This is a genomic window from Umezawaea endophytica, from assembly GCF_025061645.1.
Lineage (GTDB): Bacteria > Actinomycetota > Actinomycetes > Mycobacteriales > Pseudonocardiaceae > Umezawaea > Umezawaea endophytica.
Genome location: NZ_JANYMP010000003.1, coordinates 390,011 through 404,236, shown reverse-complemented (window position 1 = coordinate 404,236; position 14,226 = coordinate 390,011). Strand labels below are relative to the sequence as shown.

Here is a 14,226-nt window from a genome sequence, read left to right as displayed (position 1 = left end):
GGTGCGCGATCATGCCGGTATGACGAAACCACCCGACGACGGGCGTTATCCCTTGAGCGAGCCGCACGAGTCGGGCTCGCTGGAGGTCGGCGACGGTCATTCGCTGTACTGGGAGGTGTCGGGCAACCCCGACGGCAAGCCCGCCGTCGCGCTGCACGGCGGGCCCGGATCGGGGAGTTCTCCGAGGACGCGGGGGCTGTTCGACCCGGAGCGCTACCGCGTGGTGCTGTTCGACCAGCGCAACGCCGGGCGCAGCACGCCTTCGGCGACCGAGCCGGTGGTCGACCTGTCGGCGAACACCACGCAGCACCTCATCGCCGACATCGAGGCGCTGCGGGTCCACCTGGGGATCGAGCGCTGGCTGGTGTGGGGTGGCTCGTGGGGCGTCACGCTCGCTCTCGCCTACGCGCAGGCACATCCGGAGCGGGTGACCGAACTGGTGCTCGCGGCCGTGACCAACGGTGACCGCCGCGACACCGACTGGATCACCCGTGACATGGGCCGGGTCTTCCCGCGCGAGTGGGAGCGGTTCCGCGACGGCGTGCCCGCCGCCGACCGTGACGGCGACCTGTCGGCCGCCTACAGCCGACTGCTGCACGACCCCGACCCCGAGGTCCGCGCCACGGCCGCGCGCGGGTGGTGCGAGTGGGAGGACACGCACATGTCGCTGGCCCCCGACGCCGCGCCTTCCCTGTCGATCGCCGACCCGGCGTTCCAGTTGGCCTTCGCCCGCCTCGTGACCCACTACTGGTCGCACGGCTGCTTCCTGGAGGAAGGCCAGGTCCAGCGCGACATCGAGCGGCTGCACGGCATCCCCGCCGTGTTGATCCACGGGCGTTACGACGTCAGCGGTCCACTCGGCGTGGCCTGGGCGCTGCACCGGGCCTGGCCCGGAAGCGACCTCGTGGTCCTCGACGACACCGGCCACAGCGGTGGCGGCATGACCGCGGCGATCACCGCCGCCACCGACCGCTTCGCCGTCGGTCAAGCCGAGTAGTCGTTGACCGCGGCGCGTGTCGATCCCGGAGCCTGCCGGACCGGTCGCACGCCCGATCGCCAGAGCAGCACGCCCGACACCAGGGACAGCAGGGCGAAGAGCAGGCAGGGGAGCAGATAGCCGTCGGCGGCGCCGTGCAGGAGCCCGAGCACGGCGGCGCCGGACGACGTTCCGATGCCGGTCCACAGGTAGATCGTTCCGCTGATCCGCTCGATGTCCAGCAGCCCGAACAGTTCCGGGACCAGCAGGAGCACCACCAGCGAGCTGTTGCCGACCGCGATGCCCAGCAGCGCCGAGCCGAGGAACAGCACCGGTGCGGTGCCGCCGACGGCGAGCAGGACGAACGCGGCGGTCTGCATCGCGCAGGTCAGCACGGCCAGGCGGACGGTGGACAGTGACCGCAGCAGCAGCTCCGCGGCGACGCGGCCGATGCCCGCGAACGCCGCGATGACGGTACCGGGCACCGCGGCGGAGCCGATGTCGGAGTCCTGCCAGATGAACAGGGCGTGGTAGACGCCCGCCACCTGGGCGAAGGACAGCACGGTGCCGGCGATCAGCAGCGCCCAGAAGCTGACCATGCCCAGCGCTCCTCGCAGGAGGACGCCGTCGTGCACCTGCGGCGCGTCGACGTGGTCGGCGGGCAGATCGGTGGGGCGCAGGAACAGCAGGGCGTTCGCCGCGACCAGCAGAGTGAAGCCGAGCACGATCGGCACGACCGCGCCGACCAGGCCGCCCGCGTCCAGGCCCCAGGTGATGATCGGGGTCCACACCATCCCGCCCGCGCTCGACCCGACGAACGCGATGGAGAGCACCCGATCCCGGTTGCGCACGTACTTGCTGACGAACGTGCCGACGACCAGGGTGCCGCACCCGGCGATCGTGATGCCCAGCAAGGACATCGTCAGGTAGAGCTGCCACACGTCCTGGGTCGTGGCGAGCAGGACCACGGCGACCGCGCACGCGATCCCGCCCCCGGCCGCCACCTGCCGGGCGGGCACCCGGCGGCAGAGGATGATCACGACGGTCGCGGCCAGCGCGTTCACCAGGCACTGCACGCTGGCGGCCGAGGAGAGCTGGGTGGTGGAGATCGACCGCGCCCGGATGATCGCGTCGAGGAGGACCGGCTGCCCGTAGGAGAGGATCCCCATGCTCGTGCCGAGCAGGACCGCGGCGGACGTCGCGATCCTGCGGTCGGACTTCACCCGCGCCTCAGTACTCATCGGGCCGGATCCACTGGGTCCCGTCCGCGGAGGCGATCAGCCCGTCGGCGAACAGCGGCACGGACTCCGCCCCGTCGACGCCGAGCAGCGCCGCCGCCTGGAGCCGGGCGCTCTCGGTCATCGCGTTCGCGACGACCGCGGTGCCGTGCAGCGCTCCCGGCTCCTCCCACAATCGGCCCGCCGCGGTGGCCAGCGACCGCGAGCCGCCGACCAGGTTCTCGGCGGTCGCCTCGGGGGAGAGCAGTTGCGACTCCCCGGAGGCGGCCCCGCCGACGAGTTCGACGAACGCCTCGAACTCGGACAGCGGGTGCTCGGTGATGTCCTTCGCCTTCCAGAAGTAGGAGTGCTCGTCGACGTGCATGCCGTAGAACGACACGAGGAACTCGTAGAAGACGCCGTACTCGCGGCGGTAGCGCCGTTCGAACTCGCCCATGGCCTCGGCCTCGCCCACCGTCCCGGCCTTGACGCTGTTGAGCGAGCGGGCCGCGAGCAGCGCGCTGTAGGTCGCCAGGTGGACGCCGGAGGAGAAGACCGGGTCGACGAAGCAGGCCGCGTCGCCGATCAGGACCATGCCGGGTTTCCAGAACTCGGTGTTGCAGTACGAGTAGTCCTTGCGGACGCGCAGTTCGCCGTACGGGCCGTCGGTCACCCGCGTGGCGTCCTTGAGGTAGTCCTTGATCAGCGGGCAGGCGTCGATGAGGTTCCTCAGCGCCTGTTCCGGGTCGCCCTGCACCTTCTCGTGGGCGCCGCGCTGCACGACGGCCCCCACGCTGGTGAGGGTCTCGGTCAGCGGGATGTACCAGAACCAGCCGTCGTCGAACGCCGCGGACAGGATGTTCCCGGAGTTCGGCGGGGGCAGCCGCCTGCCGCCCTCGAAGTAGCCGAACAGGGCCAGGTTGCGGAAGAACTCCGAGTAGCGCCGCTCGCCCACGTGCTTCGAGGTGCGCGTCTTGTTCCCCGACGCGTCGACCACGAAGCCCGCGTCCACCGTGTGCTTCCGACCCTCTCCATCCACATAGGACACCCCGCTCACCCGCTCACCGTCGTGGAGCACGTCCACCACGGTGCACTTCTCCCGCACGTCGACACCGCACTCGCGGGCGTTGTCGAGCAGGATCTGGTCGAACTTCATCCGCTCGACCTGGTAGGCGAACGAGTTGGGGCCCGCGAACCGCGGTGAGATCGCGAACGAGAACGTCCACGGCTCGGGGTTGCTGCCCCAGCGGAAGGTGCCGCCGTTCTTCCGGGTGAAACCGGCCGCCCGCAGCCTGTCCGAGATCCCGAGCAGCCGCCCGATGCCGTGCACGGTCGAGGGGAGCAGGGACTCGCCGATCTGGTAGCGCGGGAACTCCTCGCGTTCGAGCAGGAGCACCCGGTGGCCGAACTTCGCGGTCAGGGTGGCGACCGTGGAGCCGCCGGGTCCGCCCCCGATCACGACGATGTCCGTTTCCTGGTGGCTGGACGAGTTCATGGCTCACCTCTCGGGCTCGGCTGCGGAGGACTTCGACGGGGGCAGCACCGCGGCGATGACCGCGCCGATGTGGGCCATCGGTTTCACCTGTCCCATGTCCTGGTGCGTGCAGTCCACTTCGTGCTCGTGCACTTCCCCCTCGACGAAGGCGCGCCAGTCGGTGGCGGCCAGCCCCGCCCGCCGGTCGCGGGTGGCGGTGAAGAAGTGCAGGTCGCCTCGGACCGTTCGGGGCGCGTAGGTCCGGGTCAGCTCGTGGTTGGCGGCGAAGACGTCGATGACCCGTTCGATCGTCGCGGCGTCCAGACTGGCCAGGGCGCTGCCCTCCCGGCGGGCCAGTTCCAGCACCGCGGCCCGGTCGAGGGGCCGGTCGGTGTCGGCGGGCAGGTTGACGAAGTGCGCCAGGTCGGCCAGCAGCGCGGCCTCGTCGTTGCCGCGCAACAGATCGGGAGGCACCACCGGGTAGGCGTCCAGCAGTGCCAGCAGGCCGACCCGGTCGCCGTCGAGCTGGATCCGGGCGGCGAGCGCGTGGGCCACCAAGCCGCCGAACGACCACCCCAGGAGGTGGTACGGGCCACGGGGTTGCACCTCGCGGATCGCGGCGAGGTAGTTGCCCACCATCTCGTCCAGGTCGCGCACGACGGGCTCGGTTCCCGTCAACCCGTGCGCTTGCAGGCCGTACACCGGATGTCGACCGTCCACCTGGGGCAGCAGCCCCGCATAGGACCAGGAGATCCCGCCTGCCGGGTGGACGCAGAACACCGGCGGCCTGCGACCGGCGGCCCGCAGCGGGAGCACCGGCGCGAGGGCGGCCTCGGTGCTGTCGACGCCGAGCCGGGCGGCGACGCCTGCCGGGGTGCCCGCCTCGACGATCGAGTGCACCGGGCACTCCAAGCCGAGGGTGGCGCGCACCCGCGCGGACAGCCGGGTCGCCAGCAGCGAATCGCCGCCCAGTTCGAAGAAGTTGTCGTCGATCCCGACCCGCGGCAGCGCCAACAGGTCCGCGAAGAGTTGGCAGAGGGTCTCCTCCTGCGGGGTGCGCGGCGCGGTCCCGGTGGTGCCCGCCACGAACCGGGGCACCGGCAGCGCCTTGAGGTCGAGCTTGCCGTTGGTGGTCATCGGCAGCTTCTCCACCGGCACGAAGGCCGCGGGGACCATGTAGTCGGGGAGCCGGGTGGCGACCAGTTTCCGCAGGACGGGTGTTTGGATCCCGCCGACGTCGGCGGGGACCACGTAGGCGACCAGGCGGGGGTCGCCGTCGTCCCGGCGCAGCACCACCCGAGCCTGGGTCACGTCCGGGTGCTCCGCCAGCACCTGCTCGACCTCGGCTGGCTCGACCCGGTTGCCCCGCACCTTGATCTGGTCGTCCGCGCGGCCGAGGAAGAGGAGTGAACCGTCGGCGCGCCGGCACGCGAGGTCGCCGGTCCGGTACATCCGGGAGCCGGGCGCGCCGAACGGATCGGCCACGTACCGGCCGCTGGTCAGCGCGGGCTGCCCGAGATAACCGCGGGCCAGGCCGGGACCGGTCAGGTACAGGTCGCCCGGCTCCCCGTCCGGCACCGGGCGCAGTTTCCCGTCGAGCACGTGCGCCGCGGTCTCGGCGACCATCGAGCCGATGTTCGAGATCTCCGCGCCGGGGAAGAGGCGGGCCATCGTCGCGCAGACGGTCGTCTCGGTCGGCCCGTAGGCGTTGAGCATGAGCCGGTCACGGGACCACCGGGCCACGACGTCGGGAGGGCAGGTCTCACCCGTCACGATGATCGCGAGGTCGGCCGGAAGACCGTCACGGCCCTCCTGGAGCGGCAGCAGGGCCGGTGGCAGGGTCGCGTGCGTGATCCGTTCCGCGGCGATCAGCTCGGCCAGTGCGGCTCCCGGCTCCAGGCGCCGCTGGGGTGCGACCACCAGGGTCGCCCCGCGCAGCAGCGTCACGCACAGCTCGGCGATCAGGGCGTCGAAGCTGGGGGAGGCGAACTGGAGCACCCGGCTGCCCGGACCGACCTCGAACGCGTCGCCTTGGGCCCCGGTGAGCCCTTCGATCCCGGCGTGGGTGGTCAGGACGCCCTTCGGCCCTCCCGTGGTGCCGGACGTGTAGATGGCGTAGGCGAGTTGATCCACCCTCGGCGTGCCGGGCAGCGGATCGTCCGCCGTGGCGTCCATCAGGGCGTCGATGTTCTCGGACGTCACGGTCAGCACCGGCCGGGCGTCGGCGATGATCGACCGGACGCGGTCCGCCGGGTGCCGGGAGTCGATCGGCAGGAACGCGCCGCCCGCCTTCGCCACGGCCAGGACGGCCAGGACCAGGTGGTCCGAGCGCGGCAGCACGACCGCGACGATCCGTTCCGGCCCGACGCCGTGGGACACCAGGACCCGCGCCAAGCGGTCCGTGCGCGCGTCGAGCCGCGCGTAGCTGTGCTCCCGTTCCTCGAAGCGCAGCGCGAGAGCGTCGGGTGTGCGCGCGACCTGTGCTCGGAAGAGTTCCGGGAGGGTGGCCGCTCGGTTCACGACCGCCGCCCGGTGATGGCGTCCATGACCCGGTCTGCGGCGGCGTCCGCGGTCGTGTCCCCGAAGTTGTCGATGACCAGGTCGGCCGCGTGGGGGAACTGCGCCGGGGCGTCCACGCCGACCACGTTCCGCAGCGGCGCCTGGTCGGGGGCGAGGCTCCGGTGGTCGTAGAAGGCGGCCCTGCCCTCCCGGTCCTTCAAGGTGGTCAACGGCACCCGCAACCAGATCTCCAGGTAGTCCTTGATGTTCTCCCGGTTCCAGCGGTGCACGTCGTGGAAGAGGGAGATGGTGGCGCACAGCACGAGGTGCCCCTGGTCGGCCAGCTCGTGCGCGAGCCGCGAGTAGTACACGGCGGTCCGCCGCCGTTCGGGTTCGGTGTACCCCGGCGGAGTCGGCATGATCAGCCGCATCCGGTCGCCGTCCAGCACGACCGGTCGACGGCCCGCTGCCGTCAACCTGCCGCTGACGATCGACGTCACGGTGCTCTTCCCGGCCCCGGACAAACCGGTGACCCACACGACTCCGGCGTCCACCCCGATCACCCGCCTTCCTGTTCGGCGTCCAGCCTGTCGAGTACCGGCAGACCGGCGTCCACATCGGACGGGCTGTCGAACTCCCACCACGGACCCGTGTTCGGCACCGCCGCGATCCGCAGGCGGCCGGTTCGCGTCACGAGGCCGAGCAGGCCCGTCATGTCCAGCGCCGCGTTCTCCTCGGAGGCGGCCCTGGTCTCCCGCAGCACCTCCCACGCCGTCGGGGTCAGGCGCACCAGGCCCATGTACTGCCCGCGCACCTGCGCCAGGCTGTCCGGCCGCGACCCGATGTCGGTCAGCAGGCCGTCGGCGTCGACCTGGAAGGTCTCGGCGTCGCTCAACGGCTCCTCGAACCGTTGCCGCCACACGCTTTCCCACTCGGTGTCGTAGGCGACGGCAATGCCCGCGGTCGAGCGCACGAGATCGCGGACGGTCGCGGCCGAGAAGACGATGTCGCCGTAGGAGACGATGACCGGCTCCTCCGCGAGCCACTCGGCCGCGGCCGCCAGCGACTCGACCATCGTGCTGCGCGCCCAGAGCGGGTTCTCGAAGGTCCGCAACCCGGTACCCGCGAACGCTTCGCCCCGCCAGCCGGTGACGACGCCGATCTCGTCGACGCCACCCCCGCGCAGCGCGGACACCTGCCGGTCGAGCAGCGACCGGCCCCGGAGTTCGACCAGGCACTTGGGCCGGTCCTCGGTGTACGGCCGCATCCGCCCGCCCCGCCCCGCGGCCAGGATGATCGCCCTCATCGGTCCACCGCCCGGAACAGGCGGCGGACGAGCAGGAGGTCCGGCTGGGCGTGCACGGGTTCCCGCTCCGGGTGCCACATGATCCCCTCGACCGGGGCGTCCCGGTGCCGGACCGCCTCGACGACGTCCTCGCACCACGCGGTCACGACCACCTCGGCCGGGAGCCCGTCGACCGCGAGGTCGTGATAGCTGTTCACCACGCGTTCGCCGTCCTCCTGGGTGATGGTGTGCCGGGTGGCCACGTGCCCGTCCACCGGCTTCAGCCGTGCGCCGAGCGCGGTGGCGATCAGTTCCATGCCCCGGCACACCCCGAGCACCGGCCGACCCTCCCGGATCGCCAGTGCCAGCAGCTCCCGCTCGGTCTCGTCACGTTCCGGCTGGTTCCCGCCCGCCTCGGCGAGATCGCCCCCGCCGGTGAAGAGGAAACCGTCCAGGCTCAGCTCGTCCGCCGTGCGGAGGGCCACCTCGGCGATGTTGGGCAGCGGAACCGCGAGGACGCCGCAGGCCGACAGGAACTCGAACCAGCGGGCGTCGAGGGCGTACCGGCGCTCGCCGGTGGCCTCGTCGTCCGCGCAGCGCTGGGTGACCCCGATCCGGCGGCTCACGCGATCACCGTCACGAGGCCGCCCGCCGCGTCCAGTTCGAGCACGTGCGCCTGCGACCACTGGTCGAACAGCGCCGCGCCCGCCCCGATCACGGCCGGGATGCCCAGTTCCAGCGCCCGGATGGCCATGTGCGAGTTCGCTCCGCCGAACGCGGTCACCAACCCGGAGATGCCGCGGGTGAACAGCCAGTCGTAACCGGGGTCGGCGCTGGCGACCAGGACGATGGCGCCGTCCGGGGAGTCCCCGGCGTCGATCCGGGCGACCCGTGCGGTCACCCTACCCTGGGTGACGAAGTTCGGCCGGATCTGCGGCAGGGCGAAGCTCCTGACGTTCGCCGGGTCGGTCACGAGCGGTGGCAGCACCACGGTCCGGCTGACGGCGTGGGCTTCCCGGCCCCTGGTCACCGCCGCGCGCAGCACCGGCCCGTCGTCGCCCGGCCGCCCGGTCAGCGCACCGAGGGTGCGCACGTCGAGGTGGCTCAGGTCGTCGACGCCGTGCCCGGAGCGCTCCCCGAGGCGCCGGGCGCCGGTCAGCACGTCGCTGAGGACCGACGTGAAGGCCAACTTGCCGTGCTCACGCCCGCGGATCGCCGTGGCCAGGAAGTCCATCAGCCGGGAGGCGTCGAACTTCAAGCCCTCCCGGACGAGGAGCGCTTCGACCCGCCGCCGCTGCCCGCCGCTCAGCTCGAACGGGGGTTCTTCGCCGTGGGGGACCGGCTTCAGGCTGTCCTTCGCGGACCAGTCGAAGTAGCGCTCGGGGGTTTCGTCGTAGCGGGGCGAGAGGATGTCGTAGGTTCCGGGCCGCAGGTGGCCGTAGCGCTTGAGGAAGTCCGGCCGGTCCAGCTCGGCGAGATCCCGCCGCATCTCGCTGGCGACCAGCCCGAGACCGCCGATGAAGCGGGCCCGGTCGTCGAGGGACAGGATGCCCTCGTCCACCAGGTCCTCCAGGAAGTCGGTGGCGATGAAGGCGGCCCTGGCCAGCGCGGCGAAGGGGCCGGAGCCGTAAGAGGCGCAGACGTCCAACTGGGCCACCAGCGCCGGGCCGCAGCAGCCGACGTCGTGCGCGCCGCAACCGGCCGCGTGGAGGTGGCCGATGTCGATCACGTTCAGCAGGCCCAGCCTGGCGACGTCCTGCTCCCACAGGGGGCCCCGGACGAGGTCGTTGGTGAGCCCGCGCAGGGAACCGGCGAGCTGGTCGCGTTCACCGGCGCTGAAACCGGCCGCGGTGAGGGCTTCCAGCCGGTGCCGGGTGCTGAAGGTCCAGGCCGACACGGCGATGTGCGACTCGATCTTGTCGTGCAGGTAGGGCTTCGCCACCAGCTCGTCCAGCCAGTGCCCGACGAGCCGGTCGGCGAGGTCGTCGGGCACCTCGCGCGGGACGAACGACGTGAGGCTGGCGGCCACGTCGATGTAGGGGAGCCCGGAGAACTCGACCATCAACCGCACGCCGGTCATGTCCCGGTAGCCGTAGCGCGTGCGGGCGGCCGCCCAGACCCGGTCGGTGACGAGGTGGCGGTACAGCGACAGCGCGAGCGGCCGGGGCCGCAGCCCGATCATCTCGGCCGGGTTCCAGTCCGGCATCACCCCGAAGACCGCGCGGTGCCCGAGCACCCGCGACCGCGGCCGGATGGCCTCGGCCATCCGCGCGGCGGTGTCGGACAGCGTGGCGCGGTGGGTGTCCACCGCCAGGACGGCCTTCCGCACCGCCAGCGGCCGGACCTGGAGCAGGATCAGCTCACCGCGGTCCGAGAACGCGAACTCGATGTCCAGCCGCTGCCGTTCGCCCAGGAGACCGTGCAACTCGGTGAGCAGCGCCCACACCGCGCCCACCCGCGGGTCCGGCGCCTCGTCCTGGCCCGCCCACGCCGCGCCGTAGGAGATGTGCAGCTCCGTCTGGCCACCGCCGGTCACCGCGTCGGTCTGGTCGGTCCCGCTCCAGTTCACCACCCGGTAGGGCGCGCCGCTGTTGGGATCGCAGGAGAACGCCACCCCGCTGGCCTGGACGTGTTCGAGCAGCGGCTGGATCAGGATCTGGTCGTCCGCGTCGGCCCGGCCGTACGAGGCGAAGACCTCGGTCAGCGCGGGGACGACCTCGGCCTCACTCCGGGCGGGGACCGAGCGGAACCGACCCGCGTTGGAGTCGGTTCCGGTGTCCTCGGTCATCGCGCTGCTGCGGACCATCACCGGTCCCGCCGCCCACCCGTGCCCGCGCAACTCGGCCAGCAGGCGATCCGGCCCGTCCTGCCATTCGCGCAGGGTGAAGTGCATCAGCGGCAGGACCCGAGCCGTGGTCATCAGCGGTCGTAACCGTCGCAGCGTCTCCGCTTTGGTCCCGAGCCGGACCAGCGGTGCCTTCACCGCTGGGAGTCCTTGCCGTCCCCGGCGACCCGCGCCACCCAGGCCCTCGTGGTGTAGGGGACGTCGATCCAGTCCCCGGTCTCCGCGCGCACCAGGTCGCGGATCTCGTCCACCAGGCTGGTGAAGCCGTTGCCCGACTGCTGGCTGACCGTCGAGTGCGAGGCCCACGCGTCGCACCAGGCCTCGCTGGACAGTCGGAAGACCTGCGTGCCCGACAGCGTGACCGGGGTTTCGAGGAGACCGCTCGCCGCGATGACGGGGGTCTGGTCGGTGCGGCGGATCCCGTAGCTGTAGTCCGGGATCCGGTCGTGGATCAGTTGTTCGACCCGCGCCTGCAACGGGTCGTCGAGCACCCGGTGGTTCCACAGGCACGCGAAGTACCCGGTGCCCGTCAGGATGCGGGCCGCCTCCGCGAGCGCTTGCGGGCGTTGGGTCAGGTCGAACGAGGAACCGAAGGTGACCAGCGCGTACGTGTCGGCCTGCCTGCCCGACGACTCGCCCCTGCCGTCGTACCAGTGGGTGTTCGGGTAGTCGCGGGTCCTCTGCTCGCCGAGTTGGCGCATGGCGGGCGTCGGCTCCACGGCGTCCACCGAGAAGCCGCGGCGCAGCAGCGGTTCGGTGAGGTGCCCGGAACCCGCTCCGATGTCGCAGATCGAACCCCCGGCGGGAACCTCGGCCACCCGCACGAGGGCGTCGATGACCGCGGGCACGTACTCCGCGCGGTTCTGGTAGGTGACCGCGTAGGGCGAGTAGTCGAACGAGGGCCGCGATGCAGGCATCAGGCTGGTCGGATTCTGGTTCATCAAGATCCTCCTGTACGCGAGGTCACTGAATCTCGTAGCCGAAACGAGCTGCCATCTCGATCATCCGTGGCACGCGGAACCGGTCCGACAACTCGCCGTCGCCGTACCACTCCCGCCATTCGTCGACCCGGCCGCTGCGCATGATCATGGGCTGGTTCGCGCCCGCCACCTTCTCCTCGTGCGCCCGCATGCGTTCGAAGCTGCTGCGCTCGACGGCGTGCTCGACGGCGGCCGGGTCGGCGGTCGAGCCGAGCGCGTCCAGCAGTCGGACCACCGCCGCCACCGGGGTGGTCTTGAGCTCCTCGAAGCGGACGACGGCCGAGCAGGGCAGCCTCTCGGCCACCTCGGTCCAGGCCCGGTAGAACTCCACCCAGCCCTCGACGGTGAGCGGCGGCTCGCCCTCGTCGCCCAGTCCGTCCAGGTACTCCAGGAAGCTCGCCTTCTCGATGGTGAGGTAGGAGAGCAGCGTCGGCGCGAACTCCTGGAAGAACCGGAAGGACGAGTGGAGCGCGTCCCGCGGATCCCGGACGAGCAGGACGACCGCCGTCAGCGGGGCGTCCGTGAAGTAGGTGGGGTCCAGGTGGTTCTTGAAGAACCGGCGACCGCCGACGGAGCCGGAGAGGGAGTTGGCGGCGATCCGGTCGCGGTGGCTGCGCAGCTCCTCGTCGCTCGGCACGCGGATGCGCCCCTGCTCGTCCAGCTCGTCGAAGTGCGGATCGATGAACGTGTGGCCCAGTTCCATCAGGATGTTGCCCAGCAGGGCGGCACCCGAGGCGGGGTAGGCGGCGACGATGATGTCCTGGGCACCGACCATCGCGGCGTTGCGCACGTGCCGTTCACGCATGGTCAGTTCGGGCCGAGTCGGCATGGTCGCTCCGCTAGCTCAGGTCGGCGGGGATGTCGAGGACGGGGAGCAGCGCGTCGGCCTCCTCGGACAGCGCGGTGTCCCGGATCGTGGCGAGGAAGTCCGACGCGACGCCCGCGTCGTCGCGGTAGCCGGGCACCTTGGTGGCGAGGAGTTCCAGCAGGCCGCGGACGGGCGGGCTGAACCGCTCGATGCCGGTGATGGTGGCGGCCTGGTAGCACGCCGCCACCAGGACGGAGACGATGGTGTTCACGTTGTCGATCAGGCGCAGGGATTTCCGGGCCGCGATCAGGCCCATGCTGACCACGTCCTGGTTCTGGCCGTTGGACGGGATCGACTTGACCGAGGCGGGCGCCGCCAGGTCCAGGTTCTCGGAGGCGATGCTGGTGGCCAGGTACTGCGAGCCCTGCAACCCGGAGTAGAGGCCCTCGTCGCCGAGCGCGAGGAACGCGGGGAAGTTCTTGTTGAGGTGCGGGTCGAGCACCCGGTTGAGCTGCCGTTCGGCCAGCACCCCGACCTCGGTGAGCGCGATGTTCAGGAAGTCGGAGGCCATCGCCATGTACTGGCCGTGGAAGTGGCCGCCGTGGAAAACGGTTTCCGGGGTGTCGAAGATCAGCGGGTTGTCGTTGCAGGAGTTCAACTCCTCCTCCACCAGCCGACGGCAGTAGGCCATGGTGTCCAGCACCGGTCCGAGGATCTGGGGGACGCAGCGCAGGGTGTAGGCGTTCTGGAGGTAGTCCTTGACCGGGGTGACGGTGTCGCCGTTGGCCTCCGCGCTGATCAGCGCCATGACGTCGGCGTGCTCGCGGGTCAGGTCGCTGCCCGCCAGCAGCCGCGTGATCAGACCGGCGACCTCGCTCTGGCCCCGGTGGTTCTTCAGCGCGTGCCCGCGTTCCGCGAACGCCCCGGTCGACCCGCCCATCACCTGGATGAACGCCGCCGACGCCCACAGCGCCAGTCGGACGAGCCGCCGGGCCCGGACCAGGGCGAGCGCGGACACACCGGTCATCGCCGAGGTGCCGTTGATGAGGGCCAGCCCCGACTTGTAGCCCATCCGGACCGGCTCCAGGCCCTCCTCGGCGAGCACCTCCGCCGAGGGGCGGATGGTCGCGCCCTTGCGCACCCGGCCCTCGGCGATCAGCGGCAGCGCGAGGTGGGCCAGCGGGGCCAGGTCTCCGCTCGCGCCGAGCGATCCCTGCTGCGGGACGATCGGGTGGATGCCCCGGTTGAGCAGTTCGCCCATGAGGCGCAGGGTGTCCGTGCCGATCCCGGAGTAGCCCTTGATCAGGCAGTTGAGCCGGGACACCTGCATGGCCCGCACGGCCTCGTCGGTGAACAGCTCACCGCCGCCCGCGGCGTGGGTGCGCAGCAGGTTGTCCTGCAACTCGGTCTCGAACCGGGGCGGGATGTTCATGAACACCATCTCGCCGAAGCCGGTGTTCACGCCGTAGATGGGCTGCCCCTCGCCACCCCACTTCTGGATCCGCCTGCTCGTTTCCTCGACCATGGTCATCTGGTCCTCGTCCAGTTCGACGAGCACTTGCTGCCCCGCGACGAGGGCGACGTCGTCGATGGTCAAACCTTCACCCCGAATGAGCACAGGAATCTCCTCGCTGCTGCGAACTGGCGTGTCGACAACGACGCAGACGGCTGAACGGCCAATCGCGAAGCGGCACATTGTCGGATTTCGCATCCACGGCGCTGGAAAAGGGCGCGCTCGCTTGACCGGCCAATCGGGCACAGCGGTGCCCCACGGGACGGTTCAGGCGGTTTTCTGCGGTGTACGGCTCAGATCACCGATGCTTCGCCGGTGTCGGCCGGGGTGGAGGAGCCGTGCCCAGCGGGTACGAGACTGAAGTCATGTGGTCATCTTCTTAGTGCCCTGGGCGCGGAGCAAGACATTCGGTCAAGGATTAGTGAAATTCGAGTGAACGGTCCACGCTGTAGCGTAAATAAACTTGAACCATTCCATAGTGGGGTGGAGCGGCTGAAGATCAACATCGCGTGCCGCCTGGTGAACCAATCCCCGACAGGTGAAGGCGATTTGACGGAATAATCGTTGGTCTACCATTCGCCGCCGCGACCAATCCCACGGGGAACTGTCGAGTCGGCTCTTGTGAAATC

11 protein-coding genes are annotated in these 14,226 nt (G+C 70.9%); 1 reads left to right on the top strand and 10 read right to left on the bottom strand.

The window, feature by feature from the left end; genetic code table 11:
• Positions 1–19 precede the first annotated feature (19 nt).
• Positions 20–997, top strand: a complete 978-nt coding sequence (gene pip / locus NZH93_RS09200) for a prolyl aminopeptidase (protein ID WP_259622541.1) — start codon at positions 20–22, stop codon at positions 995–997.
• Here pip and NZH93_RS09195 read toward each other — a convergent pair.
• From NZH93_RS09195 to cmdF, 10 genes are read right to left on the bottom strand one after another with little or no spacing between them, the layout of a single operon-like run.
• A complete protein-coding gene (locus NZH93_RS09195; RefSeq protein ID WP_259622540.1) occupies positions 985–2,217 on the bottom strand; it encodes an MFS transporter in 1,233 nt (410 codons plus the stop codon). The two genes, pip and NZH93_RS09195, sit on opposite strands and share 13 nt — an antisense overlap.
• Complete coding sequence (locus NZH93_RS09190) at positions 2,207–3,688, bottom strand: tryptophan 7-halogenase (protein WP_259622539.1); 1,482 nt, start codon at positions 3,686–3,688, stop codon at positions 2,207–2,209. Before NZH93_RS09190 ends, NZH93_RS09195 begins: the two co-directional genes overlap by 11 nt.
• A 3-nt stretch (positions 3,689–3,691) precedes the next feature.
• Positions 3,692–6,187, bottom strand: a complete 2,496-nt coding sequence (locus NZH93_RS50585) for an amino acid adenylation domain-containing protein (protein ID WP_259622538.1) — start codon at positions 6,185–6,187, stop codon at positions 3,692–3,694.
• Positions 6,184–6,729, bottom strand: coding sequence for an adenylyl-sulfate kinase (locus NZH93_RS09180; protein ID WP_259622537.1), 546 nt, complete (start codon positions 6,727–6,729; stop codon positions 6,184–6,186). The genes NZH93_RS50585 and NZH93_RS09180 overlap by 4 nt, the downstream gene beginning before the upstream one ends.
• Positions 6,726–7,472 carry a phosphocholine cytidylyltransferase family protein gene (locus tag NZH93_RS09175; RefSeq protein ID WP_259622536.1) on the bottom strand — a complete coding sequence of 249 codons (747 nt, stop codon included), beginning with the start codon at positions 7,470–7,472 and terminating at the stop codon, positions 6,726–6,728. Before NZH93_RS09175 ends, NZH93_RS09180 begins: the two co-directional genes overlap by 4 nt.
• The gene (locus tag NZH93_RS09170) at positions 7,469–8,077 is read right to left on the bottom strand and encodes a gamma-glutamyl-gamma-aminobutyrate hydrolase family protein (RefSeq protein WP_259622535.1); all 609 of its coding nucleotides are present in this window, start codon (positions 8,075–8,077) and stop codon (positions 7,469–7,471) included. The genes NZH93_RS09175 and NZH93_RS09170 overlap by 4 nt, the downstream gene beginning before the upstream one ends.
• Positions 8,074–10,434, bottom strand: coding sequence for a PEP-utilizing enzyme (locus NZH93_RS09165; RefSeq protein ID WP_259622534.1), 2,361 nt, complete (start codon positions 10,432–10,434; stop codon positions 8,074–8,076). Before NZH93_RS09165 ends, NZH93_RS09170 begins: the two co-directional genes overlap by 4 nt.
• Positions 10,431–11,237 carry a class I SAM-dependent methyltransferase gene (locus NZH93_RS09160; RefSeq protein ID WP_259622533.1) on the bottom strand — a complete coding sequence of 269 codons (807 nt, stop codon included), beginning with the start codon at positions 11,235–11,237 and terminating at the stop codon, positions 10,431–10,433. The genes NZH93_RS09165 and NZH93_RS09160 overlap by 4 nt, the downstream gene beginning before the upstream one ends.
• Before the next feature lie 22 nt (positions 11,238–11,259).
• Positions 11,260–12,105, bottom strand: a complete 846-nt coding sequence (locus tag NZH93_RS09155; protein ID WP_259622532.1) for a sulfotransferase domain-containing protein — start codon at positions 12,103–12,105, stop codon at positions 11,260–11,262.
• Positions 12,106–12,115: 10 nt separating this feature from the next.
• Entirely contained in the window at positions 12,116–13,780 is a 1,665-nt protein-coding gene (cmdF, locus tag NZH93_RS09150) for a tyrosine 2,3-aminomutase (RefSeq protein ID WP_259622531.1), read from the bottom strand.
• Between the last annotated feature and the right edge of the window lie 446 nt (positions 13,781–14,226).